19 protein-coding genes, 1 tRNA gene and 1 riboswitch are annotated in these 23,528 nt (G+C 72.5%); of the genes, 15 read left to right on the top strand and 5 right to left on the bottom strand.

Annotated elements, in window-relative coordinates:
- Positions 1 to 234: 234 nt before the first annotated feature.
- A complete protein-coding gene (locus ACZ7GZ_RS38110) occupies positions 235 to 999 on the top strand; it encodes a TetR/AcrR family transcriptional regulator (protein ID WP_471031712.1) in 765 nt (254 codons plus the stop codon).
- Positions 1,000 to 1,270: 271 nt separating this feature from the next.
- Positions 1,271 to 3,163, top strand: a complete 1,893-nt coding sequence (locus ACZ7GZ_RS38105; protein WP_471031710.1) for a sigma-70 family RNA polymerase sigma factor — start codon at positions 1,271 to 1,273, stop codon at positions 3,161 to 3,163.
- A gap of 5 nt (positions 3,164 to 3,168) precedes the next feature.
- Here ACZ7GZ_RS38105 and ACZ7GZ_RS38100 read toward each other — a convergent pair whose 3' ends face one another.
- Positions 3,169 to 6,510 (bottom strand): AfsR/SARP family transcriptional regulator, encoded by a 3,342-nt coding sequence (locus tag ACZ7GZ_RS38100; protein ID WP_471031708.1) that lies wholly within the window; start codon positions 6,508 to 6,510, stop codon positions 3,169 to 3,171.
- 201 nt (positions 6,511 to 6,711) lie between these two features.
- The gene (locus ACZ7GZ_RS38095) at positions 6,712 to 8,787 is read right to left on the bottom strand and encodes an asparagine synthase-related protein (RefSeq protein WP_471031706.1); all 2,076 of its coding nucleotides are present in this window, start codon (positions 8,785 to 8,787) and stop codon (positions 6,712 to 6,714) included.
- A 667-nt stretch (positions 8,788 to 9,454) separates the two neighbouring features.
- Between ACZ7GZ_RS38095 and ACZ7GZ_RS38090 the strand changes: the two genes are divergently transcribed.
- From ACZ7GZ_RS38090 to ACZ7GZ_RS38075, 4 genes are all read left to right on the top strand, one after another.
- The gene (locus ACZ7GZ_RS38090) at positions 9,455 to 10,879 is read left to right on the top strand and encodes an MFS transporter (RefSeq protein ID WP_471031704.1); all 1,425 of its coding nucleotides are present in this window, start codon (positions 9,455 to 9,457) and stop codon (positions 10,877 to 10,879) included.
- A gap of 92 nt (positions 10,880 to 10,971) precedes the next feature.
- A complete protein-coding gene (gene lhgO / locus ACZ7GZ_RS38085; protein WP_471031702.1) occupies positions 10,972 to 12,201 on the top strand; it encodes an L-2-hydroxyglutarate oxidase in 1,230 nt (409 codons plus the stop codon).
- Positions 12,202 to 12,214: 13 nt separating this feature from the next.
- Positions 12,215 to 13,042 carry a tRNA (guanosine(46)-N7)-methyltransferase TrmB gene (gene trmB / locus ACZ7GZ_RS38080; RefSeq protein WP_471031700.1) on the top strand — a complete coding sequence of 276 codons (828 nt, stop codon included), beginning with the start codon at positions 12,215 to 12,217 and terminating at the stop codon, positions 13,040 to 13,042.
- 65 nt (positions 13,043 to 13,107) lie between these two features.
- On the top strand, positions 13,108 to 14,427 hold the full coding sequence (locus ACZ7GZ_RS38075) for a PrsW family intramembrane metalloprotease (protein ID WP_471031699.1): 1,320 nt from the start codon (positions 13,108 to 13,110) through the stop codon (positions 14,425 to 14,427).
- Between the two features lie 40 nt (positions 14,428 to 14,467).
- On the opposite strand, the gene ACZ7GZ_RS38070 is transcribed toward ACZ7GZ_RS38075, so the two are convergent.
- Positions 14,468 to 15,412: an aldo/keto reductase gene (locus ACZ7GZ_RS38070; RefSeq protein WP_471031697.1), complete on the bottom strand. Its 945-nt coding sequence runs from the start codon at positions 15,410 to 15,412 to the stop codon at positions 14,468 to 14,470.
- A 79-nt stretch (positions 15,413 to 15,491) separates the two neighbouring features.
- Positions 15,492 to 16,520: a M23 family metallopeptidase gene (locus ACZ7GZ_RS38065; RefSeq protein WP_471031695.1), complete on the bottom strand. Its 1,029-nt coding sequence runs from the start codon at positions 16,518 to 16,520 to the stop codon at positions 15,492 to 15,494.
- Positions 16,521 to 16,529: 9 nt separating this feature from the next.
- A riboswitch (cyclic di-AMP (ydaO/yuaA leader) is annotated at positions 16,530 to 16,676 on the bottom strand.
- 310 nt (positions 16,677 to 16,986) lie between these two features.
- Between ACZ7GZ_RS38065 and ACZ7GZ_RS38060 the strand changes: the two genes are divergently transcribed.
- Positions 16,987 to 17,060 (top strand) — tRNA-Met (locus ACZ7GZ_RS38060).
- A gap of 47 nt (positions 17,061 to 17,107) precedes the next feature.
- Here the strand turns inward: ACZ7GZ_RS38060 and ACZ7GZ_RS38055 are convergent.
- Positions 17,108 to 18,244: a dihydrofolate reductase family protein gene (locus ACZ7GZ_RS38055; protein WP_471031693.1), complete on the bottom strand. Its 1,137-nt coding sequence runs from the start codon at positions 18,242 to 18,244 to the stop codon at positions 17,108 to 17,110.
- Between the two features lie 62 nt (positions 18,245 to 18,306).
- On the opposite strand from ACZ7GZ_RS38055, the gene ACZ7GZ_RS38050 reads away from it, so the two are divergent.
- From ACZ7GZ_RS38050 to ACZ7GZ_RS38015, 8 genes are all read left to right on the top strand, one after another.
- Positions 18,307 to 18,840 (top strand): MarR family winged helix-turn-helix transcriptional regulator, encoded by a 534-nt coding sequence (locus tag ACZ7GZ_RS38050; RefSeq protein WP_471031691.1) that lies wholly within the window; start codon positions 18,307 to 18,309, stop codon positions 18,838 to 18,840.
- Positions 18,841 to 18,946: 106 nt separating this feature from the next.
- Positions 18,947 to 19,582, top strand: coding sequence for a GTP cyclohydrolase II (locus ACZ7GZ_RS38045; protein ID WP_471031689.1), 636 nt, complete (start codon positions 18,947 to 18,949; stop codon positions 19,580 to 19,582).
- 550 nt (positions 19,583 to 20,132) lie between these two features.
- Positions 20,133 to 20,306, top strand: coding sequence for a hypothetical protein (locus tag ACZ7GZ_RS38040; RefSeq protein WP_471031687.1), 174 nt, complete (start codon positions 20,133 to 20,135; stop codon positions 20,304 to 20,306).
- 10 nt (positions 20,307 to 20,316) lie between these two features.
- Positions 20,317 to 20,973 carry a DUF2637 domain-containing protein gene (locus ACZ7GZ_RS38035; RefSeq protein WP_471031684.1) on the top strand — a complete coding sequence of 219 codons (657 nt, stop codon included), beginning with the start codon at positions 20,317 to 20,319 and terminating at the stop codon, positions 20,971 to 20,973.
- Between the two features lie 152 nt (positions 20,974 to 21,125).
- Positions 21,126 to 21,251 carry a hypothetical protein gene (locus ACZ7GZ_RS38030; RefSeq protein WP_471031682.1) on the top strand — a complete coding sequence of 42 codons (126 nt, stop codon included), beginning with the start codon at positions 21,126 to 21,128 and terminating at the stop codon, positions 21,249 to 21,251.
- Between the two features lie 175 nt (positions 21,252 to 21,426).
- The gene (locus ACZ7GZ_RS38025; protein ID WP_471031681.1) at positions 21,427 to 22,518 is read left to right on the top strand and encodes a hypothetical protein; all 1,092 of its coding nucleotides are present in this window, start codon (positions 21,427 to 21,429) and stop codon (positions 22,516 to 22,518) included.
- The gene (locus ACZ7GZ_RS38020; protein ID WP_471031678.1) at positions 22,515 to 22,982 is read left to right on the top strand and encodes a RipA family octameric membrane protein; all 468 of its coding nucleotides are present in this window, start codon (positions 22,515 to 22,517) and stop codon (positions 22,980 to 22,982) included. Before ACZ7GZ_RS38025 ends, ACZ7GZ_RS38020 begins: the two co-directional genes overlap by 4 nt.
- Positions 22,979 to 23,278: a DUF7701 domain-containing protein gene (locus ACZ7GZ_RS38015; protein ID WP_471031677.1), complete on the top strand. Its 300-nt coding sequence runs from the start codon at positions 22,979 to 22,981 to the stop codon at positions 23,276 to 23,278. Before ACZ7GZ_RS38020 ends, ACZ7GZ_RS38015 begins: the two co-directional genes overlap by 4 nt.
- Positions 23,279 to 23,528 lie beyond the last annotated feature (250 nt).

Below are 23,528 nucleotides of genomic sequence, written 5' to 3'. Positions count from 1 at the left end.
GGGAGGAAACGGGACGTACGAGACCCGTACTCCGATCGGGGGGCGCACTGTGCGGAACCTGCCCCTTCTGAATTGACTTCCTCTCAACTATGTTCGTGTGTCGACGGGGTGTAGGGAATGTGGTTGAGCGGGTACCGCGACGGGCGGACCCGGTCGAGACCGGCGCACGTTCCGCGCACTCCGCGTTCAGTGGCGGGGAGTCTCCGGGGGGAGACGTCATTACCGGGGGAACACATGCATGTTCAGGACACGCATTGGTCATCTGCAACCGCGATCGCGTCCGGCGGTGGCGCGGTGAGCGCGGCGGCGGGCAACGGGCGCGCGGACGCGTCGCGTACGACGCCGCTGCGGGTGGACGCACAGCGCAATCTGGAGCACGTGCTGCGCGCGGCGCGTGAGGTCTTCGGCGAGCTCGGGTACGGCGCGCCGATGGAGGACGTGGCGCGGCGCGCGCGGGTGGGTGTCGGCACGGTGTACCGGCGCTTTCCCAGCAAGGACGTGCTGGTCCGGCGGATAGCCGAGGAGGAGACGGCGCGGCTGACCGAGCAGGCGCGGGCCGCGCTGGGGCAGGAGGACGAGCCGTGGTCGGCGCTGTCGCGGTTCCTGCGGACGTCCGTGGCGTCGGGGGCGGGGCGGTTGCTGCCGCCGCAGGTGCTGGTCGGCTCCGCGCAGGGCTCCGCCGGTTCGGCCGAGGCCGTCGGCGAGGCTCGGGTGCCTCAGCAGCGGGTGCAGCCGGGGGCCGGTGAGCTGCGGCTCGTGCCGGGGGAATCCGCCGGGGCTGCCGATGACAGCGGGGTCGGGGTGTTGCTGGAGGTGGTCGGGCAGCTCGTGGAGCGGGCCCGGACGGCCGGGGAACTGCGGGCGGATGTGTCCGTGGGGGATGTGCTGCTGGTGATCGCCACCGCGGCGCCTTCCCTGCCGGACGCGGCGCAGCAGGCGGCGGCTTCCGCTCGACTGCTGGAGATTCTGCTGGAGGGACTTCGGTCTAGGCCGGCGTAGGGGAAACGGTTCGGGGCGGGGGGTTCGTGTCGTCGTCGGGCTGCGGACCGCATGTGGCTGGTCGCACCCACGCGGCGGTAGCCGCGTGTCGATACGGCCCCGCGCCCGCAGGGGGCTGCAGTTCGCTCTCTCGAGTGGTGGACGCGCGTCTGTGATGACCGCAGCCCTCGGATGAGTGGATGCCGTGAACATGGGGGTCTGGGCCGAAAGTCGGTGTGGCACCCTGAGCCGGTGACGGGTTGGGCTGGGCCGGTGTCGGGGGCTTTCCGCGATGGGCGTTGACGGGTGGGACGAGTCACGCGGTGACGAAGCGGGCGCCGAGGCCTCCGGGCTGACCCCGCCCCAGGTGCCGCACCAGGGCGGGCGTCCGGCTTCCCCCGGCGGGCGGAGCGACGCGAGCGTGCCCGCCCAGCGCGGGGGCAGCGTGCTGCCGCCGCCCCGGGAGACGCCGCCCGACGACGGTGAGCTGGTCGCGCGGATGCGCGGCGGTGACGACTCCGCGTACGCGGAGCTCTACCGACGGCACGCGGACTCCGTGCGGCGGTACGCGCGCACCTGCTGCCGGGACGGGCACACCGCCGACGACCTGACGGCGGAGGTCTTCGCCCGGATGCTGCAGGCGGTGCGCGGCGGATCGGGGCCCGAGCACGCCGTTCGGGCCTATCTGCTGACCTCCGTGCGGCGCGTCGCCGCGCACTGGACGAAGTCGGCCCGGCGCGAGCAGCTCGTGGACGACTTCGCCGTCTTTTCCCAGCGGGCCTCGCGCGCCTGCGAAGTGTCCGACGACACGGTGGACCTCGGCGCCGATGTGCGCGCGATGCACCAGGCCGAGCAGTCCCTGGCCATGCGGGCCTTCCGTTCCCTGCCCGAGCGCTGGCAGGCCGTGCTGTGGCACACCGAGGTGGAGGACGAGTCCCCGAGTGAGGTCGCCGTGCTGTTCGGGCTGGACGCCAACGGCACCCGGGTCCTCGCCAGCCGGGCGCGCGAGGGGCTGAAGCAGGCGTATCTGCAGGCGCACGTCAGCGCCTCGCTCGCCGGCGACGAGGAGTGCGCCCGCTATGCCGACCAGCTCGGCACCTACGCCCGCCGCAAACTGCGCATCCGCGCCGAGCGGGGCCTGCGCAAGCACCTGGAGGAATGCGCCAGGTGCCGGCTGGCTGCCGCGCAGATCGAGGAGGTCGCCGGCGGGATCCCCGGTGTCGTCCCGGTCGCGGTCATCGGCTGGTTCGGGGCCGCCGGGTACGCCAAGGCGCTCGGGATCGTCGCCGGCAGCGCGGGAGCCGGGGCGGCGGGTGCCGCCGCGGCGGCCTCCGGCTCGTCCGGCGGGGCCGGCGGTGCCGCGGCCTCCGAGGCGCTCGGGGCGCCGGTGAAGGCGGGGATCGCGGCCGGTGTGGTCGCGGTGGCCGCCGCCGCGGTGGCGCTGGCGCTGGTGAACGACAGCCACCCGCCGGCGAAGCGGGCGGCCGAACCGTCGCCGCCCGCGCCTGTCGTGCGCTCCGAGCCGCCGAAACCGAAGCCGACCCCGCCGAAGCCCGCGAAGAAGCCCGCGAAGAAGCCCGCCGCCGAGCCGGTCGTACTGGCCCCCGAGCCGGCCCCCGCCCCGACACGGACGCCCACCCCGGCACCCGCACCGAAGCCGGCACCCAAGCCGACGCCCACTCCGGCACCGGCACCGACTCCCACCCCGACACCGAAGCCGACCCCGACGCCCACTCCGCCGCCGGCGCCCACCGTCTACGAACTGAGCGACCTCGGCTACGACCTCACCGGCGACGGCACCCGGCCCGAGATCCGGCTCGGCGAGAGCAGCTGGGTGTGGCAGCGCTACGGCATGTCGGTCGGCGGCACGCGGTACCCGCACGGGGTGACCGTGCACGGCGAGTCCTCCGTCACCGTCGCCCTCAACCGCCGGTGCACCGCCTACGACGCACTGGCCGGCGTGGACGACATGACACTCGGCCTCGGCAAGGTGTCCTTCTCGGTCTACGCCGACGGCGTCCGGCTGTGGCAGTCCGGGACGGTCAAGGGCAACGACCGGGCCGTGCCCGTCCATGTGGACCTGAGCGGGCGCAGGACCGTACGGCTCGTCGTGCGACCGCACAGCAACCTCTTCGACCGGGCGGCGCTCGCGGACTGGGCCCAGTCCCGGTTCACCTGCCGGTAGCCGTCTCAGCCGCGCTCCACGGCCGCCTTCGGCACGCCCAGCTCCCGCAGCACAGCGGCCACGTCGAGGGACGCGCCCCGGGCACGCTCGGCCGCGTACCGCCCGGCGGGCAGGGCCGCACGGGCTTCGGCCTGCACCCGGACGGCCTCGCTGCGCTCCGGCTCGGGACGCAGATTGCCGTCGCGCCAGTGGTCCGCCGCGGCGAACAGCCGGACCGCACCGGCCGGGTCGCCGCACCGGGCCCGCAGACCGGCCGCGGTGTCCACCAGCACCGCCGTGATCGCCTCGGAGCACCGCTGCGCCACGGCTTCGCGCAGCGCCTCCGCGAGGATCGGCAGCCCGTGCTCGGGGCCCGACTCGTCGGCCGCGAGGAGCGCCTCGACGGTGCGCAGGCCCGCCAGGAACTGCGGTGGCGGGTTGCCGCCGCGCGTCACCGCGCACGTCGCCTCGTACAGCTCGCGGGCCTGGACGCCCTGCCCGTGGTGCAGGGTGATCTGAGCGCGCATCAGCAGTACGAAGGCGCGCGACTCGGGCACCGCGTAGCGGTCGGCGGCCGTTTCCGCCTCGTCCAGGGCGGCCAGCGCGGTCTCCGGGTCGCCGGAGCGGTAGGCGATCTCGGCCAGTCGCGCCATCAGGAACGGCGACTCGGCGTGGGCCCCCACCTCGTAGGCGAGGCGCAGCGCCTCCTCGTACTCACCGCGTGCCTGGTCGAACCTGCCGCGCGCCATGGCCGCCTCGCCGGCCGCGCTGCACACCTGCGCCCGCATCCAGCGGTCCCCGACGTGCCGGCTGAGCGTCCGCAGCTCGGCGAGGTCCTCGTCCACGCCCCGCAGGTTGCCGGGGGAGTCGACGATCATATGGGTGCGGTACATCAGGGAGACACCGATCTCCCAGTCGCCGCCGTACGCCCGGCAGTTGGCGACTGCCGCGGCCATGTCCGGGCCGACGTCCGCCGGGCCGCCGAGGTAGTAGGCGGTCAGCGGCCAGACGATGCCCGGAAGCCGGGCGGCCTGGGGACCACCGGGCTCGTAGGCGGCCCGGACGCGCGCGATGTACTCCGGGGCCCGGGGGTCGGACCCGAGGTGCCCGGGGTTCGACTCGGAGGTCAGGAACAGGTCGAGCATCCGCAGGTCCATCCGCAGCTCCCGCAGCGGATGCCCGGCCTCGGCGTCGGGAGCGGCGACGAGGAAGCCGATCGGGTCGGCCGACTCCACGAGGGCCGTCAGCGCCTCCGGGTCGCCGGCGGCGTCCGCAGGAGGCCCGCCGGGACGGGAAGCCGCCCGGGTGTCCAGGGCCACGCCCAGGCGCAGGACCAGCCGGACCCAGGACACCGCCTCCTGACGGTGGTTGCGCAGCCACCAGAACCAGCCGATGGCGACGACGATCGCGCCCGCCTCCGCCTCGTCGCCCGCGCGGACGGAGCGGTCCAGAGCCGCCCGGATGTTGTCCAGTTCGGTCTCCAGGCGGGAGATCCAGTGCAGCTGGTCCGCCGACCGCAGGCGCGGCTCGGCCTCCTCGACCAGCGCCCGCACCCACGCGCGGTGCCGTCGCTCGGCCGTGGCGCGCAGGCCGGGGACCTCGGCCGCGCGCTCGGCGGCGTACTCGTTGATGGTCTCCAGCATGCGGTAGCGCATGCCGCCCGTGGCGTCCGGAGCGGCGACGACGAGGGACTTGTCGACCAGGGCGCCGATCAGGTCGGCCGCCGGGCCGGTGCACACGGCCTCGGCGGCCGTGAGGTCCCAGCCGCCGGCGAACACCGAGACCTCGCGCAGCACCGTGCGCTCGCGCTCGTCCAGCAGGTCCCAGGACCAGTCGACGACCGCGCGCAGGGTCTGCTGGCGGGGCAGGACCGTGCGGCTTCCGGAGGTGAGCAGGCGGAAGCGGTCGTCGAGCCGGTCGGCGATCTGCCGCGGGGTCAGCAGCCTGAGCCGGGCGGCGGCCAGCTCGATGGCGAGCGGCAGCCCGTCCAGGCGGCGGCAGATCTCCGCCACGGCCTCGGTGTCGGCGAGCGCCGCGTCGGCGTCGGGACGGACGGCCTTCGCGCGCTCGGCGAACAGGCGGTGCGCCTGCTCCGGGACGAGGGGCTCGACCGGGCGCACCGACTCACCGGGGACGCCCAGGGGTTCACGGCTGGTCGCGAGGATCGTGAGCCCCGGGCAGTGGGTGAGGAGGGTCTCGGCGAGGGCGGCGGTCGCGCCGATGACATGTTCGCAGTTGTCAAGGATCAGGAGTTGGCTGCGCGGTGCGCAGTACTCGATCAGCAGGGCGACGGGGTCGGCCTGCGGGGTCGTCAGCTCGTTGGTCAGCAACACGGTCTCGCGCAGACCGAGGGCGCTGACCACCGCGCCGGGCACCGCCTCCGGATGGTCGAGCGGGGCCAGCTCGACCAGCCATGCCTGCGGAAGCCGTGCGGCGGCCTCCTCGGCGAGGCGGGTCTTTCCGGAGCCGCCCGGTCCGGTGAGCGTGACCAGGCGGGCCCTGTGCACATCGGAACGAATGGCTGCGAGTTCGGGTTCCCGCCCGACGAAGGACGTCAGACGGGGGCGGATGTTGCCGGTGCGCTCGGGAGGCCGAGCGGGAGGCGGTGCCTTCCGGGGCTCCGGCTGGGGCTGTGGTTGCCGCTGCTGGAGCAACGACGTGTGCAGGGCCTTGAGTTCCGGGCCGGGATCGGTGCCGAGGGTGTCGGCCAGGGTGCGGCGGGCGGACTCGTACGCGGTGAGGGCGTCGGCGGTGCGGCCCGTGTCGCGCAGGGCGCGGATGAGGAGGGCGTGCAGGGGCTCGTCCAGGGGATGGACCGCGGTGAGTTCCGTCAGCTCCGGTACGACGTCCGGGGCGCGGCCGAGGTCGAGGGCGGCGGCGGCGCGGGCGCGGGTCGCCGCCAGACGCAGGGCCTCCGGGCGGGTGGCGGCGGTGCGGTCGGGCAGGTCGGCGAGGGCGGGGCCGTGCCAGAGGGCGAGGGCCTCGGTGAGGGTGCGGTGGGCGGTCGCCGGGTCGCCCGCGGTGAGGGCCTCGGTGCCGGTGCGGGTGAGGCGTTCGAAGACGTACAGGTCGATGTCGTCCTCGGTCGCCTCCAGGCGGTAGCCGCCGGGGGTGGAGCTGACGGTCTGCTTGCCGAGGGCTCGGCGGAGGCGGCCGACGAGGGCCTGGAGGGCGGCGGGAGCGTCGCTCGGGCGGTCGTCCGGGTGGTCGTCGGCCCAGATCTCGTCGATGAGGGTTTCGGGGGTGGCGGTGCGGCCCGGGCGGAGGGCCAGGGCGGTGAGGAGCGTGCGCAGGCGTTGCCCGCCGATGGGTACGGGGGTGCCCTGGTCGTCTGCCGCCTCGGTTACACCCAGGATTCTGTACCGCACCCGGTCATTGTCGCGGTGGCGTTGGGGGTGGGGCGACGGGGTTTCGCTCAGCGGTGCCCGACCGTGCCCGGTGCTGGGGCTGCGCGGGGGCCGGGCCCTGCTCGCTGAGAGGTGCCCATAAGGGGCGCGGGGAACTGCGCGAGCGGCCACGGCGGACCCGCAGACGGGTACGGCGGGGCACCGCCCCTGTGCGGCCCCTCCTCAGGCGCCGGAAGCCAGGGCCCCTCTTCTCGGCTGGATCCCGGAGGGCACCGCACGCGCGCGTGCCGGCGTTCCCGTCCAGCAGGTTCCCCGGCGGGAGAGGAGGCGGTGGAGCCAGAGTTCGAGGGAGACGAGGTCGGCCAGGCCGTCCAGGGGGAGAAGGTCACCTGCGGCTGCCGTGCGGAGCGCCTTGCGGATGACGCGGGCCTCCACCAGGCCGGCGTCGGCCAGAAGGGGCGTGGAGAAGAGGTCCAGGAGGGGGTCGGCCGCCACGCGCAGTCCCGCGCGTGCGGCTGCCGCCGAGGAGACGTGCGAGGGGGCGCCCCAGCCGGGCGGGAGGTCGGTGACGCCGGCGCCCTCCAGGACCGTACGCAGGATGGCGGCGCGGGCGCCGGGCTGGACACGCAGGGCCTCGGGCAGGGCGCGGCAGGCGCGGACGACCTGGTTGTCGAGGAACGGCGCGTGCAGGCGCTGGGAGCGGATCTCGGCGGCCTGTTCGAGGACGCGCAGGTCGGCGGCGTAGCGGGTGAGGGCGGCACGCGCGCGATAGTCGCCGGGGCGCTGGGCGGCGGTTCCGGAGCGGTCCGCCTCCGACTCGAGAAGAACCGATACTTCGGCCAGCGCCTCCCCCGTCAGCCAGCGGGCGGCCGGCCCGGGTCTGGCCCAGGTCAGCGCGGCGAGGGACGCGCCGACCGCTCCCTTGGGCTCGTCGAAGCGGCGCCGCATCAACCGCTCGGCCAGCACCTCCAGTCCGGTCCGGTAGGGGGTGCGGGCGAGGCGGCGGGCGGCGCCGTACACGCGCGCGGGGACCATCACCGAGCCGTCGGCCTTGGCGAGCGCGGCGACCGGGCGGACCAGATGGCGCCGCTTGCGGTCCATGAGGAGGTCGGCGAGGCGGGCGGGGTGGGCGTCCAGGACCTGGCGGGCGCCGTGGCCGGTGAAGTGGTCGGCGCTGCCGGCGGCGAGCCGGGCGCGGTGCCGGGCGGCCACGACCAGCGAGGGGCCCGGTTCGTCGGTGAGGGGGCCGTCGAGGTCGGCGTACGGCAGGGTCTCCTCGGCACCGGTGACCACCATGTGGTGCAGGCGCGGGTTGGCGGCGAGGGCTCCGGCGCGTTCGAGTTCGGCCTCGCGGCCGGCCACGGTCAGGTCGTTGAAGGTGACGGCGACGAGCCGCTCGCCCGCGCCGGTGCCGTGGCCGAGGAGCGTGCCGGGTCTGCCGGGCAGCCCGGCGGCCAGCAGGGCGAGGGTGCCGGAGGCGGGGCCCCCGGAGAGGTCGGCGCCGATGCCGGGCACGGGCATCCCGCGCCGGGCCCGCCGCTCGGCCGGGCCCATGCCGGGCACCGGCCCGGGGTCGAGGCCGGGCACGTGCCGCGGTGCCGACAGCCGGGTGCGGACCGCCTCCACGAGAGCGTCGCGTACGGCGTCCACGGCGCGCTCGGGGTCGGCGGGGGCCGCGGCCACGGCGAGCGAGGCGACCGGCTCGTACCCGGCGATCTCGCGCGCCCCGGCGCGCAGCACGAGCGCGTGCCCCGGCGGAACGCGCCGCACGCCCTCGTACGGGGTGGTGTCGCGCAGCGCGGCCGGCACCTCGGGGGCGGCGAGCAGGGCGGCCAGGTGGGCGAAGTCGAGGTTGGCCTCGATGAGGTCGGCGAGGGGCAGCGCGGCGGTGGCGTAGGCCGTGCCGCCGGCCCAGGGGGTGTGGAAGACCGGGCGGGCGCCGGCGAGATCGCCGCAGACGGTGATGCGGCGGCCGACCTTGACGACGGCCGTGTAACTGCCGGGCCAGGCCGTCAGATGGCGCAGTGCGCCCCCGCGCGCGGTGAACAGGCCGCGTCTCAGCTCCTCGTCGGAGGCGCCGCAGATGCCGAGGACGGCGATGTGGCTGTCCGCGTCGGCCCGCACCACGCGCACCTCGTCCGGGCGCCAGTCGCCGACGGCCCACAGCGGGTCCGGGTCGCCCCACAGGAGGTGGGAGCCGACCGGGTGCAGGGTCTCGCCGTCGTAACCGGTGGCGCCCGCGGTGCCGGTCCCGGCGACGCCCGCGGCGGTGCTGCTCCACCCCACCAACCACCGCATCGACGCCTCCACAGGCTGTGGACAACAGTGCACCGTACGAACCGGATCCCCATGCTGCCATGAAGGGAGCACTGTGGAGGGACGGCGGCACCGGCTTCGATCGAGGGACGTGCACGGTGGACCCAGGTGAGTACGACTCGAATGCGCCCCCCGTACGCTCCCCCAAAACGCCCTTCACGCCGTCAAGTTCCATGGTCGGAGCGGAATCCAACCACGAGCGGCTGGGGCGATTTTCAGCCAAATATGCAGAGCGAAGCGGGAGATGCGCACGCTCCGTACACGCCTGCGAAACACGTGGCGGCGCGGACACGCGCACAGTCCGGGAGGCGGGCATCGCCTCCCGGACCGGTCCGCCACCCGCGGGGATGAAGGTGGCGGTGTCCCCCAGCCCGCTGGATCCAGTACAGCGGGCCGACCCACGCAAGAGCCATGGAACCGCTCCCCCGATGGCCGGAGAAGAGCGCACGGACGGGCGCACGGCCACACGCGCGGGGGCACGCGGCGACAGGCCGTGCACGGTGCGTACAGGACCGCACTTCCGTACGGACCACAATCCCGCCAACCGGAACAATGCCCCTTAACGCTTGGGATGCGGCGAACTACGCTGGGTTTACGAATGCCGCGTGGTTATGCCAGCGCGGCAGCCGTCTGTGTCGAGGGGTGGCGCATGTCCAGGGAGCAACGCGGGCCGAACGAAAAACTCGGCACCGTTCTCGCCCTCGCGGGAATCAGCAACGCAGGACTCGCACGACGCGTCAACGACCTTGGCGCCCAACGCGGGTTGACTCTTCGCTACGACAAGACCTCGGTGGCGCGCTGGGTGTCGAAGGGGATGGTGCCGCAGGGCGCGGCGCCGCACCTCATCGCGGCCGCCATCGGGCAGAAGCTCGGCCGCCCGGTGCCGCTCCACGAGATCGGCCTGGCGGACGCGGATCCCGCGCCCGAAGTGGGCCTCGCCTTCCCCAGAGACGTAGGACAGGCGGTGAGGTCGGCGACGGAGCTGTACCGTCTCGACCTCGCCGGGCGCCGGGCCGGCTCGGGCGGCATCTGGCAGTCCCTCGCCGGATCGTTCGCAGTGAGCGCATACGCAACGCCCGCCTCACGATGGCTGATAACCCCCGCCGACAGCTCGGTCGCGCGGGAGGCGGGCTCCGCCGAGGACTCCGGCGCACCGATCAAAGTCGGCCACAGTGATGTGCGCAAGCTGCGAGAGGCCGCCGAGGACGCCAGGCGGTGGGACTCCAAGTACGGCGGCGGGGACTGGCGTTCGTCGATGGTGCCGGAGTGCCTGCGGGTGGAGGCGGCGCCGCTGCTGCTCGGCTCCTACTCCGACGAGGTGGGCCGCGCCCTGTTCGGCGCCTCCGCCGAACTCACCCGGCTCGCCGGGTGGATGGCCTTCGACACCGGCCAGCAGGAGGCGGCGCAGCGGTACTACATCCAGGCTCTGCGGCTCGCGCGTGCGGCGGCGGACGTTCCCCTGGGGGGCTACGTCCTGGCCTCGATGTCGCTGCAGGCGACGTACCGCGGCTTCGGCGACGAGGGGGTCGATCTGGCACAGGCCGCGCTGGAGCGGAACCGGGGGCTGGCGACCGCGCGCACGATGAGTTTCTTCCGGCTGGTGGAGGCGCGGGCACACGCGCGTGCGGGAGACGCGCAGGCGGCGGGTGCGGCGCTGAAGGCCGCCGAGGGGTGGCTGGAGCGGTCCCGGGAGGGCGACAACGATCCTTCTTGGCTTGGTTTCTATTGCTATGACCGGTTCGCCGCTGATGCCGCGGAGTGCTACCGGGATCTGAAAGCGCCTCGGCAGGTGCGGCGGTTCACCGAGCAGGCCCTGTCGAAGCCGACGGAGGAGTTCGTGCGGTCGCACGGGCTGCGGCTGGTGGTCTCGGCGGTCGCCGAGCTGGAGTCCGGGAATCTCGACGCCGCCTGCGAGCAGGGGGTGCGGGCCGTGGAGGTGGCCGGGCGGATCTCGTCCGCGCGCACCACCGAGTATGTGAAGGATCTTCTGCATCGGCTGGAGCCGTACGGGGACGAGCCGCGGGTGGTGGAACTGCGGGAGAGGGCTCGGCCGCTGCTGATGGCCCCCGCCTGACCCCGGCCCCGGCACGCGGACCCCGCAGACCGACTGCGTTTGAAGGCATTGTCAGTGGCGCAGTGCACTATCGGGAGTGGAGGTGGTGCTCGGTGCTGGTCGGGTCGTACGACTGTGATGTGCTCGTGGTCGGTGGGGGGATCGTCGGGCTGTCCACGGCGTATGCGATCACACGGGCCGCGCCGGGCACGCGGGTCCTGGTGCTGGAGAAGGAGCCGGGGCCGGCCCGGCACCAGACGGGCCGCAACAGCGGTGTGATCCACAGCGGGATCTACTACCGTCCCGGCTCGCTCAAGGCGCGGTACGCGGTGGGGGGCGCCGCCGAGATGGTGAAGTTCTGCGCCGAGTACGGCATCGCGCACGCCGTCACCGGCAAGCTGATCGTCGCCACGGAGCGGGAGGAGCTGCCGCGGCTGCACGCGCTCGTGCAGCGCGGCCGGGAGAACGGCATCCCGGTGCGCGAGCTGGGTGCCGCACAGATCGGTGAGTACGAGCCGGAGGTGCGCGGACTCGCCGCCATACACGTCGGTACGACGGGGGTGTGCGACTTCGTCGGGGTCGCCCGGCAGCTCGCCCGGGCGTCCGGGGCCGAGATCCGGTACGGGGCGCGGGTCGTCCGGGTGGACCGTCGGCCGGAGCGGGGCGTGGCGGTGCTCACCTCGGCCGGGGATGTCGTGCGGGCGCGGGTGCTGGTGAACTGCGCCGGGCTGTACTGCGACGAGGTGGCCCGGCTGACCGGGGACGAGCCCGAGGTGCGGATCGTGCCGTTCCGCGGGGAGTACTACGAGCTGGCGCGTCCGGAGCTGGTGCGCGGGCTGGTGTATCCGGTGCCGGATCCGGCGTTCCCGTTCCTCGGGGTACACCTGACCCGCGGGATCGACGGGGGCGTCCACATCGGGCCCAACGCGGTACCGGCGCTGGCCCGGGAGGGGTACGGCTGGGGAGTCGTGCACCCCCGGGAGCTGGCCGGGACGGTGGCGTGGCCGGGGTCGTGGGCGATCGCCCGGCGGCACTGGAGATACGGCGCGGGTGAGCTGCGCCGCTCGCTGTCGAAGGGGGCGTTCCTGACGGCGGTGCGCCGGTTGTTGCCCGGCGTGGAGGCGGACGACCTGGTGCGGGCCCCTGCCGGCGTGCGGGCGCAGGCGGTGCTGCGGGACGGGACGCTGGTGGACGACTTCCTCATCCGCGAGGGGGCGCGGGCCGTGCACGTCCTGAACGCGCCCTCGCCTGCGGCCACCGCTTCCCTGCCGATCGGGCGGGAGGTGGGGCGCCGGGTGCTGGACATGCTCGGCTCGCAAAGGCGCCCTCCCGGCGGGCCGTAAAATCGGAAGCACTGTGTCTGACTCGCTGAACCTCCCCGAAGCCCCCTCGCCGACTCCGCACACCCCCGGCGTCTCCGTCCGGCATACCCGGACCAAGGGGGAGCCGCGGTTCCCGGACGGGCCCAAGGCCGATCCCGCCGGGTCGCACTTCGAGCGGCGGATCCGGAGTTTCCAGCCGCGGCGCAGCCGGGTGACCGCCGGGCAGGCGGACGCGCTGCAGCGGCTGTGGCCCAAGTGGGGGCTCGACATCGACGGGCAGCGGGTCATCGACCTCGGCGAGCTGTTCGGGAACGACAGGCCGGTCGTGCTGGAGATCGGGTTCGGGATGGGCGAGGCCACCGCACAGATGGCCGCCGCCGACCCGGACACCGGCATCCTCGCCGTCGACGTGCACACCCCCGGGCAGGGCAATCTGCTGGCTCTCGCCGACCGGAACGGCCTCTCCAACGTCCGGGTGGCGAACGGTGACGCGATCATCCTGCTCAGGGAGATGCTCGCCCCCGACTCGCTCGACGGGCTGCGGGTGTACTTCCCGGACCCCTGGCCCAAGAAGCGGCATCACAAGCGGCGGCTCATCCAGCCCGAGTTCCTGACGCTCGCCGCGACCCGGCTGAAGCCCGGCGCGATCGTGCACTGCGCGACCGACTGGGAGCCGTACGCCGAGCAGATGCTCGAGGTGCTCACCGCGCACCCCGACTTCGAGAACACGCAGGCGGACGGCGGTTTCGCGGCGCGCCCCGCGTCCCGGCCGCTGACCCGTTTCGAGGGGCAGGGACTGGACAAGGGACATGTCGTGAACGATCTGCTCTTCCGCCGCGTACCGCACAGCCAGGACCGATAGCGCGTACCGCATCGGGGCCGGTAAACGCTCCAGCCCCTCGCCCCGCCACCGTTAGGGTCGATGCCGTGGCCACCAGTCCTCCGTTTCCGACGTATCCCCCGGGCCCCGAGGGCCTTGTGCTTCACCATCCGCGCTGGTGGCAGCACAGGTGGGTGAGATACGGGACACTGATCACACTGCTGGCACTGTCCGGGCTGGTCATTCTCGCGCTGGTGCGCAGACAGACCGGTACGGAGGGGTTCCTCGTCGGGCTCGGACTGGCCGTGCTGCCCGTGCCGTGGCTCATAGCCGCCTTCCGGTGGCTGGACCGGGTTGAGCCGGGCCCCTGGCGGAACCTGGTCTTCGCCTTCGCCTGGGGAGCGTGCGCGGCGGCGCTGATAGCCATCGTCGCCAACAGCTTCGCGACCAAGTGGATAGCCACCGCGACCGCCGATCCGGCCGGTGCCGACACCCTGGGCGCCACCGTGATAGCGCCCGTCGTGGAGGAGTCCGCCAAGGCCGCCGCCGTCCTGCTCGTCTTCCTCTTCCGCAGACGTGACTTCACCGGGATCGTGGACGGGGTGGTGGTGGCCGGGACCACCGCCACCGGGTTCGCGTTCACCGAGAACATCCTCTACCTGGGTACGGCCTTCGGGACCGACCAGCTCAGCGGCGGCCGCGGCATCGCCTCCGTCACCGCCGCCACCTTCTTCGTGCGCATCGTGATGTCCCCGTTCGCGCACCCCCTGTTCACCGTCCTGACCGGCATCGGCTTCGGCGTCGCCGCGCTCTCCGCCGAGCGGCAGCGTGCCCGGCGGGTGCTGCTGCCGCTCTGCGGTCTGCTGCTCGCGATGAGCATGCACGCCTTCTGGAACGGCTCCTCCACCTTCGGCGAGTTCGGGTTCTTCGCCGTCTACGGCGGATTCATGGTGCCCGTCTTCGGGCTGCTGACCTGGCTCGCGATCTGGACGCGGCAGCGGCAGCTGCGGACCGTGCGGACGGAACTGCCGGCGTATGTGCTGGCCGGCTGGCTGGGGCCCGCCGAGCCGTGCGCGCTCGGGTCGATGCGGGCGCGGCGGGCGGCCCGTGACTACGCCCGCCACCACGCCGGGCGACCCGCGGCGCGCGCCGTGGCGCAGTACGAGGCGTACGCGACGTCGCTGGCGTCTCTGCGGCACCGGGGGCGCAAGGGGAAGGGCGGGGCCGAGTTCGTCGTACGGGAGCGGGAGCTGCTGGACGAACTGTGGAAGCGGAGGGATGTGGCTCGGCCGGCTCTGGAGTATGCGGCCGGGGCGACTGCTCCCGCGCGGATGCCTACGGCGTATTGGCCGGGGTACGGGTATCCGGCGGCGCCGTATCCCGCGTACAAGGCGCCGTATCCCGCGTACAACCCGTACCGGTCATAGACAGCGGCGGGAGAAGGTCAGCCGCCGCTGGCCCGGGAAGTTATGCCGACGCCTCCGTCAGCTTCGCCAGTTCGGTGTCCGTCAGCTTCAGGTCCGCCACCCCCGTCAGCGCCGGGAGCTGGGCCACCGTGCGGGCCGAGGCGATCGGGGCGGTGATCGTCGGCTGGGCGGCCAGCCAGGCGAGGGCGACCGTGGCGACGGGGACCTCGTGCGCGGCGGCGATCTCGTCCAGGGCCGCCAGGACCCGTCGGCCGCGCTCGGATTCCGCGTACCGCTCGGCCCGGTCCGCGCGGGCGCTGTCGACCTTGGCGCCGGGGCGGTACTTGCCGGTCAGGAAGCCCGAGGCGAGGGAGAAGTACGGCACGGCGGACAGGCCCTCGCGGGCGGCCAGGTCCTGCAGCGGGCCCTCGTAGGTCTCGCGGGAGACGAGGTTGTAGTGCGGCTGGAGGGCGACGTAGCGGGCCAGGCCCTCGCGGTCGGAGAAGTCCAGGGAGGCCTGCAGCCGCTCGGGGCTGATGTTGGAGGCGGCGATGTGCCGGACCTTGCCCGCCTTCACCAGCTCGTCCAGCGCGCCGATGATCTCCTCGACCGGCACCTCGGGCTTGTCGAAGTGGGTGTAGTAGAGGTCGATGTAGTCGGTGTCCAGGCGGCGCAGGGAGGCGTCGGCGGCGGCCCTGATGTTGGTCGCGGACAGGCCCTGGTACTCGGGGTGCTGGCTGACCTTGGTGGCGATGACGACGTCGGCGCGGTTGCCGCGGGCCTTGACCCACTTGCCGATGATCGTCTCGGACTCACCGCCCTTGTTGCCCTCGATCCAGGCGGAGTAGGAGTCGGCGGTGTCGATGAAGTTGCCGCCGGCGGCCGTGTAGGCGTCGAGGACGGCGAAGGAGGTCTCCTCGTCGGCGGTCCAGCCGAAGACGTTGCCGCCCAGGGAGAGCGGGAAGACCTCGAGGCCGGAGGAACCGAGTGTGCGCAGAGAAGTCATGCTCGACGTCAACACCGGCGGTGGATGATCGCATTCCACCGCCGGCGCCGATTTCACATGTTTCTCATGGCTGACACGCTCAGGGGTTGAGGCCCTTGTCCCGCAGCCAGGGCGCCGGGTCGATGCCGGCGGCCTGGCCGTCGGGGTGGACCTCGAGGTGCAGGTGCGGGCCGGTGACGTTGCCGGTGGCGCCGATGCGGCCGATGACCTCGCCGGTCGAGACCTTCTGGCCGACCTTGACGTTGATCGAGGACTGGTGGCAGAACCACAGCTCGGTGCCGTCGTCGAGGGTGAGGACCGTGCGGTAGCCGTAGGCTCCGGCCCAGCCGGCCTGGGTGATCGTGCCCCCGTGGATGGCCTTGATGAGGGTGCCGGTGGGGGCGGCGAAGTCGAGGCCGGTGTGGTAGCCGGAGGACCACATGGCGCCGGGCTGGCCGAAGGTGCCGGTGATCGTGTACGAGACGACGGGCAGCTGGTACTGCTTGGCCAGCTCGGCCAGCCGCTTGGCCTCGGCCGCCTTCTCGGCGTCGGCCTCCGCCTTCTCCTTGGCGGCGGTGGCCTTGGCGGCGGCGTCCTTCTCCGCCTTGGCCGCGGCGGCGGCGGTCTGCTTCTCGGCCGCGGCGAGCGCGGCGGCGGTGGCCTTGCTGTCGGCCTTGTTCTGCTGCTGCTCGGCCTGGGCCATGATCCGGTTGCGCAGGGCCTCGCCCGCGTCGGAGTCCTTGCTGTCGGCCGAGGTCACGCCGACGTTGCTGAGCGCGGTGGTGTCGGTGTGGTGCGCGTCGGAGGAGTCGTCGCCGAAGAGGTGGCCGACGGAGTCCAGGTCCGGCAGGGATATGGAGACCGGCGGCTTGCCGGTGTTGGCGCTGGCCATGCCGCCGGCGCCGACCGCGGCGAGCACGCCGACGCCGAGGACGGTGGAGCTGCGCGCGAAGCCGCCGCGCTGCTTGGCGACGCGGTGCCGGCCGCGGACCGGGGTCAGGGAGTCCTCGGTGGGGTTCCACTCCTCCCAGGGGCCCTCTTCGGCGCGGTAGGAGCCGTAGCCGAAGGTCTCGGGCTCGGCCGGCTCGGGCATGAACGGGGCTTCTGGGGCAGGGTGGTTGGACGCCACTCGGGCGTACTCCTTTCCTTCCTCCGCCTACCGGGTTAGCTGACGGGTTCGGAGCAGGAAGGTCTCCTACGCGCGTATACCGGTCACGGCATCCGCGTGATTCACCCCAAGGTGGTGGTTCCCCGGTTCCCTTGCGGGATTCGGCGCGTGCGCACGGAGCCGTCTCTTGTGACGGCTGGGACGACCGCGCTGCGTTATCGAACGTTAATAGACCTGCTGGTCACTTTCCAAGCCGTTCGACTTGATCATTAACGTTTTCCGGCCTGGACTTACCGGTCAGGAGCCCTCCAAAACGGGCGACTTGGCCGGCGTTCAGGAGTCTCGGGGTTTTTGATGGTGACTCAGATGTTATGCGGAGGGCGGTCGTCCGATCACTCTCGGTACAGACGATCTCCCCGTCGGGGCGGCCCGCGGGAAAGCGGTGTGCGCGCCGCCCTGCGGATGGGGTACTCTGGAGTCACAACGACGCGGGGTGGAGCAGCTCGGTAGCTCGCTGGGCTCATAACCCAGAGGTCGCAGGTTCAAATCCTGTCCCCGCTACTGAAGGCCCAGGGCCGGAATCCAGTGGATTCCGGCCCTGGGTGTTTTCAGCGTCCCAGCAGATGCATGTTCGGCGCCTTGGCGAGTCCCTCCAGCTCCGGCAGTACGACCACCTGTGCACCTCCGCCGACCAGGACCCCCGTCCCGTCGGCCGCGGAGACAAACGTGTCCGGCTCCTGCCAGGCCGTGACCACCCGCCGCACCCCCGCCCGCAGGATCAGCTCGGCACACGGCGCCGGCCGCGAGGCACGCCGGGCGCAGGGCTCCAGGCTGGAATACACCGTGGCGGCGGCCAACCGCGGATCCGCCGGATCGATCTTCGCCAGGGCCGCCTCCTCCGCGTGCACCACGGGGTCGCCGCCCTCCCGGGAATGCCCCCGGGCCAGCTCGGTACCGTCGGCGGCGACCACCACCGCGCCGACGCTGAACGCCGTCTCCGAGGGCGGGCACAGCGCGGCCAGGTCGCAGGCGGTGCGCAGCCAGTGGCGGTCGGCGGCGGTGGGGACCGGGCCGGCGCCGGGGGCCGTGGGCTCGTAGCGCATGAGGACCACGTCCTCCATGCGGCGGGTTTCGGCGAGGCGCAGCCGGCCGGCCTGGTAGGCGCCCGGCCCGAACAGGCGGGGGGCGGCCGGGTCGCCGACGAACAGCGGCGCGAGGACCAGTTGGAGCTCGTCGGCCAGGCCCTGCTGGAGCAGTTGGGTGTGGATCGTGCCGCCGCCCTCGACCATCAGGCGCCGTACGCCGCGCACGCCGTGCAGGTGGCCCAGCAGGGCCCGCCAGTCGAGGTCGGGGCCGAGCGGGACGATGTCGGCGGTGCCGCCGAGGAGGCGTGCGGCCTGTTCGGCGCCCTTGTCGGTCGTGTAGACGAGCTTGCCGCCGCCGGTGTGCCAGAAGTGGGCGCCGGGGTCGAGGTCGCCGGTGGCGGTGACGGTCACCTTCAGCGGGTACTCCGGCCTGCCCTCGGCCACGCGGGCCGCGCGGCGCTCGGCGGAGTTGACCAGCAGCCGTGGGTTGTCGGCGCGGATCGTCCCGGCGCCGACCAGGATGGCGTCGACGGAGGCCCGGACGGCGTCGACCCGGTCGAAGTCGGCCGGGCTGGACAGCAGGAGCCGTTCGGGGCCGGTGTCGTCCAGGTAGCCGTCGAGGGAGACGGCGGCGGACAGCAGCACATAGGGGTACGACATCGGCGCGCTCTCCCTGAAAAGTCAGACTTGGTTCAAGTTTGAAACAAACTTACACTGGCGGCATGACGACCCGCTGGCTCACTCCCGAGGAGCAGCGCGCCTGGCGCGCCTACCTGGCCGCCGCCCGGCTGCTGGACGACGCGATCGACCGGAACCTCCAGCAGACGGCCCGCATGCCGCATCTGTTCTACTCCGTGCTGGCCAACCTCTCCGAGGCGCCCGAGCGGCGGCTGCGCATGACCGATCTCGCCGAGACGCTGAAGATCACGCGCAGCCGGCTGACCTATGCGGTGACCCGTCTCGAACGGGACGGGCTGGTGCGCCGGGAGGACTGCCGCTGGGACAAGCGCAGCAGCATCGCCGTGCTGACGGACGAGGGGATGGCCGTGCTGGAGCGTACGGCGCCCGGGCACGTCGAGACCGTGCGCACCACCCTGTTCGACCGGCTCACGCCGGAACAGGTGGGGCAGCTGGAGGAGATCTGCACCGGGATCGCGAGCGGACTGCAGGGGGACGACAGCGCGCCCGGGGCGGAGGACGTGCCCTGGCGGCGCCGGTCGTCCTGCTCCTCCTCGACCCCGGGCCGCACCCCCTGAGTCCCGCCCGGCACACGGAAAGTGATTGCTTTAAGTTTTAAGCATGGGGTAGGGTCCCCGCGTACCGCTGCTTCAAATCTGAAGCACCTTCCCCGGAGGGATCCGCATGCCCGACACCACCGCCGCCACCCCGCGCGCCCGCGTCCGGGTACCGCTGCGCTTCCACGACGGCTACGGCGTCGACGCCGAACTCGTCACCTTCCACGGCCTGGCCGACGGCCAGGAGCATGTCGCCGTCGTCCTCGGCGACCCCGGCCCGGTCCCGCTGGTGCGCCTGCACTCCGAGTGCCTGACCGGCGACGTCTTCGGCTCGGCCCGCTGCGACTGCGGACCCCAGCTGCGCGAGGCGGTCGAGCGCATCGCCACCACCGGCGGTGTCCTGCTCTACCTCCGCCAGGAGGGCCGCGGCATCGGCCTCTACAACAAGCTCGACGCGTACGCCCTCCAGGACCAGGGCCTCGACACCTACGAGGCGAACGCCGCGCTCGGCCTGCCGGAGGACGCCCGCGACTACACCGCCGCCGCGCAGATGCTCGCCGCCCTCGGCATCGACGAGCTGGACCTGCTGTCCAACAACCCCGACAAGGCCGAGCAGCTGCGCGCGCTGGGCGTCGTCGTACGGGACCGGGTGCCGACCGGCGTCTTCACCACGGCCCACAACGTCCGCTATCTGCGCGCGAAGGTCCTCCAGACCCGCCACACCCTCCCCCTGGCCGAGCTGACGGGACTGACCGCGGGCTGAAACGCGGGCTGATGCGGGGCGGGCCGGGGGGCCGCCGGGGGGGGCCGACTACCCGAACCACTTCGCCCTCGTCCGCCACGTCCACGCCGAGGCCCCGACCATGTGCCACCGGAGGTCCTCACGGCGACGCGGCGATGACGGCCGCGCACTCCACAGGTTGAAGGGCCCGGCCACGCCGGCCAGCCGCGGCTGCCCGGCGATCGGTTTCGGCCAGACCGCGCGGCGGGCGGGCGGGTCGGCGCTCCGGAAGCGGGCGCCGGGTCGCACCGCGCGCCCACGCCGAGCCGCGCACCGTGCCGTCCGCCACCGTCCCGGCCGTCGCGACACGGCCGATTCACCCTGACGGACGCACCGAGGCCCGAGGTGGCCGGTCGTGGCGGCAGGACCGTCGGTGGCCGGATCCGCTCCCTCTCTATTCACCGAATGCAGTTCCCCAGTTACTCGCATTTTCGCCAATTGCTGTCATCGGACCCGCCGGATACTGCTTTCGGGCCACGGAAACACCCGAATGCCGCACACCCCCGCCACCCGAGGAGCTCGTTAGGCGGTCGTGACACTGACTGAGAGGATCGCCGCCGGGAATCTTCGCTCGGCGCTCACACTTCAGGCGGAACACGACGAAGGGGAGGGACGTTTTGACGGATGTTCGGATCTACTCGATGAGTTCCTGAGGAGAATCACCCAGCTGGAAACCGAGTATCTGCAGGCGATGGTGGGGCTATAGGACTTACCTGATGGACAGGATTCAGGACGAAGACGTCTTCATCGACTCCGAGTTCAGTACGATCGAGATAGAGTGGGACCCGGTCGAAGAGCTGGCCCAGATGCTGTCCGCCGCATCCGCCGCGAATCCCGAGCCGAGCCCGCCGCACGAACGGTCCAGCCACAGGCGGAACCGGCGGCGGATCCGCACGGAATCCCGCTCACCCGAGAACAGTCGCAGCGCTCACGTCACCCTCTTGATCGCGACGATCTCGGTGTGCGCAATCTGCATGTTGGGCTGGTCGTTTTCTTATTCTTATACCCAGCTCCGTGCCACCGCTTCTTCCGTACTGCCGATGAGACTGGCCCGGTGGTGGCCGCTGACGGTGTACGGACCGTGGCTCGTGGCGGCCCTGTCCATTCTGCGGGCCACCGTGCAGAGTCGGAGTGCGCGCAGATCCTGGGGTGTGCTGCTGGGCGCCTCCGCCATGGCCGTCGCCCTGTGCGTCAGCCATTCATCACATTCACCGCTTTCACTGATCATCTTCGGAATTCCGCCCATCACCGCACTGGTGTGTTTCTGGGAGATCGTCGGGCAGGTCTCGTCCAAGGTGTCCAAGCCCCGGCACGCCGCGCACAGTCGGCGGAACTCCAAGCCGCAGGGGTCGTCGTCGTTCGACACCACATGACGTACGGCGCCCGGGCCGGCCGCAGCCGGTCCGGGCGCCCCTGTGGTCACTGACCGTGTTCGTTCGACATGCGGAGTGTGCGGGTCTGAGCAAGCCTGGGCTCACCCCCAAGACACCTGTCTTGCCGGAGGACCCAGAAAGGACCGTTCGCCATGCGACACATCTCCGCCCTCTTCATCGCCGCGCTCCTGGCGGCTCTTGCGATCCCCGCCGCTACCGCTTCGGCTGCCGACGGCCACGTGTGCGACGAGCACACGATTAGCAAGCTCTGCTGGTAACCCCTTCTTGAACGTGGGCAGGCCGTCGACCGTGGAGGTCACGGCCTGTTCGCGTTCCGTGTGAAGGTTGTGCGTGCGGGCCCAACTGCCCTGTGCGCGGGCCCGGGTTGGCGTATCTTCCGAAGCGTCCACGGCTGACGCAAGCGACACGGGGGGCGCACGTGGGGCCGTACGTATGAGCAGGAGCCGGCACTTCCAGCTGGAGAAGAAGCCGTCCCCGCGCGGTGTGCAACGGGCGGCCACAGGACGCGTGCTGGTCTGCGGCGGGTGGACCCTGCGCATCGTGGGTGCGGCGTCGGGCCTCCTGGGGTTCACGGTCTTCAGGAAGAACCTGGGAAGCGTCCAGTGGGCTTCCCTTCCCCACGCCCGCTGGTGGTTGCGCCTGCTGGGAGCGGCGGTGGCGTTCTTCGCCGGCGTGGCGGTCTTCATGACGGGTCGCCTCGCGGTGGTGCGCGGCAAGCAGCACCTCACCGACGTCGTCGACTCCTTCGAGCGCCTGCCCGGCACCCACTACCTCCTGTACTTGCGCCCGTTCTCCAACGACGAGGTCATGAGCTCGCTGCCCGACGACATCCAGGGCGGCGGCGCAAACCTGCAGACCTTCTTCTTCATCTCGGGTCTGACGCATGAGGAGTCCCTGGTCCGCCGCTTCAGGCGGTTCGGCCGTGTCATCGCGATCGGCCGGCCCGGCGAGGAACTCCCGCTGCCCGGAGCGGCCCGCGGCTACCTGCCCCTGCACGACTGGCAGTCCACGGTGAGCAGGCTGATCGCCGGTGCGCACGCCGTGCTGCTGTCGGCAGGTCCGGGCCCGGGCACGGTGTGGGAGTTCACCGAGGCGGTGCGCCTCGTGCCGCCCACGCGGCTGTTTCTGCTGGCCTACTGCGACGCCCCGACCTACGACCGCTTCCGCGAGGCCGTCGCCGCGGAGTACGAGCGGCGGTCACGCACCGAACCGGGGGCGCCCGGAACGGGGGCGTGGCCGCCACTGCCCGACCTGCCGGCCTACCCGCCGCCCGCACGCCCCGAGCGGCCACGCTGGGAGGTGCTCCTGAACGGCGGCCGGAAGCGGTTGCGTTGGGACTTCACCCTCAAGGGGATGGTCGTCTTCCGGCCGGACGGGGAGGCGAGGTTCATCCGGTTCGACCCCACGACCGTGCGGCTGCCCGGCACATGGACGCTCAGCCGGCTGGTCAGGCGGCAACTGCGGCCGGTGATCGACCAGTTGTCCGCACTGGACACACGGCACCGACGAGAGGAGAACGGGTGACGGCGTCCCCGGAACCGGAGCGCCGGCCCGAGCCGCTGGAACTGTACAAACTCGCCGTGGAGATGGCCGACCGTGTCTCCGCTCGCCGGGGCAACGCCAACGCCTTCTTCCTGTCGGTGCAGTCCGCGCTGGTGAGTCTGGTCGGTTTCGGCGCTCCCCGGCTCTCGGAATCGCCCTGGTGGGTGCCGCTGGCGGTGACCTTGGCGGGCACCACCCTGTCCGTCACCTGGTGGATGCAGCTGCGCAGCTACCGCGCTCTCAACAGCGCGAAGTTCAAGGTCATCCTCAAGCTGGAGGAGAGCCTCACAGCGAGGGTCTTCGGGGACGAGTGGGACCTTCTCCAGCACGCTCCGCCCCCCGGCCGGCGGGGGCGCTACGCGGAGCTGGGCGCGTCCGAGCGCGTCGTTCCCCTCGTGTTCGCCGTGGCGCACCTGATCCTGTTTGCGGGCACACTGTCCGTGTGACGTACCTGGACGCTCTCGCCGACCGCATCCGGTCCTGCCTGCCCCCGCACGCGAAGCCTCCCGCGGACTCCGACGCCCTGTTCCGCCTCTACGCCGTGCTCCTGCAGGCCAAGGGGGAACAGGTGACCGACGAGGACGTGCACAACGCCTGGTGCGCCTGGATGCAGACGGTGGACGGCGACCACAAGGCCCTGCTCCCCTTCGCCGACCTTGATCAGGAGACACGCGCCGCGGACGCCCCGTACACGCAGGCCATCCGCACGGTGGCACGCCGGGAGGTGCGCGGCCGGGAGTAGCCCCGGCCACCCGGCAGATCACACCGCCGCGGCTACGACGGATCGCCGAGCGGGGTGGCGTCGCGGACGGTCAGGCGCCCGTCCGCCGGCCTGATCCGGCCGGCGCTCAGTCTTGACCAGCTCAGTGGTTCGGCGGGATGCGGCCGTCACGTGGCGCGGACATGAGGTAGGCGAGCACGGCCAGCACGCGGCGGTTGTCGTCGTCGGAGGGGGCGAGTTCCAGCTTGGTGAAGATGCTGGTGCTGTGCTT

Source organism: Streptomyces sp. NPDC037288, assembly GCF_055603265.1.
The sequence above is the reverse complement of the archived record's forward strand: the minus strand, read 5'-3'. Positions and strand labels throughout refer to the sequence as shown.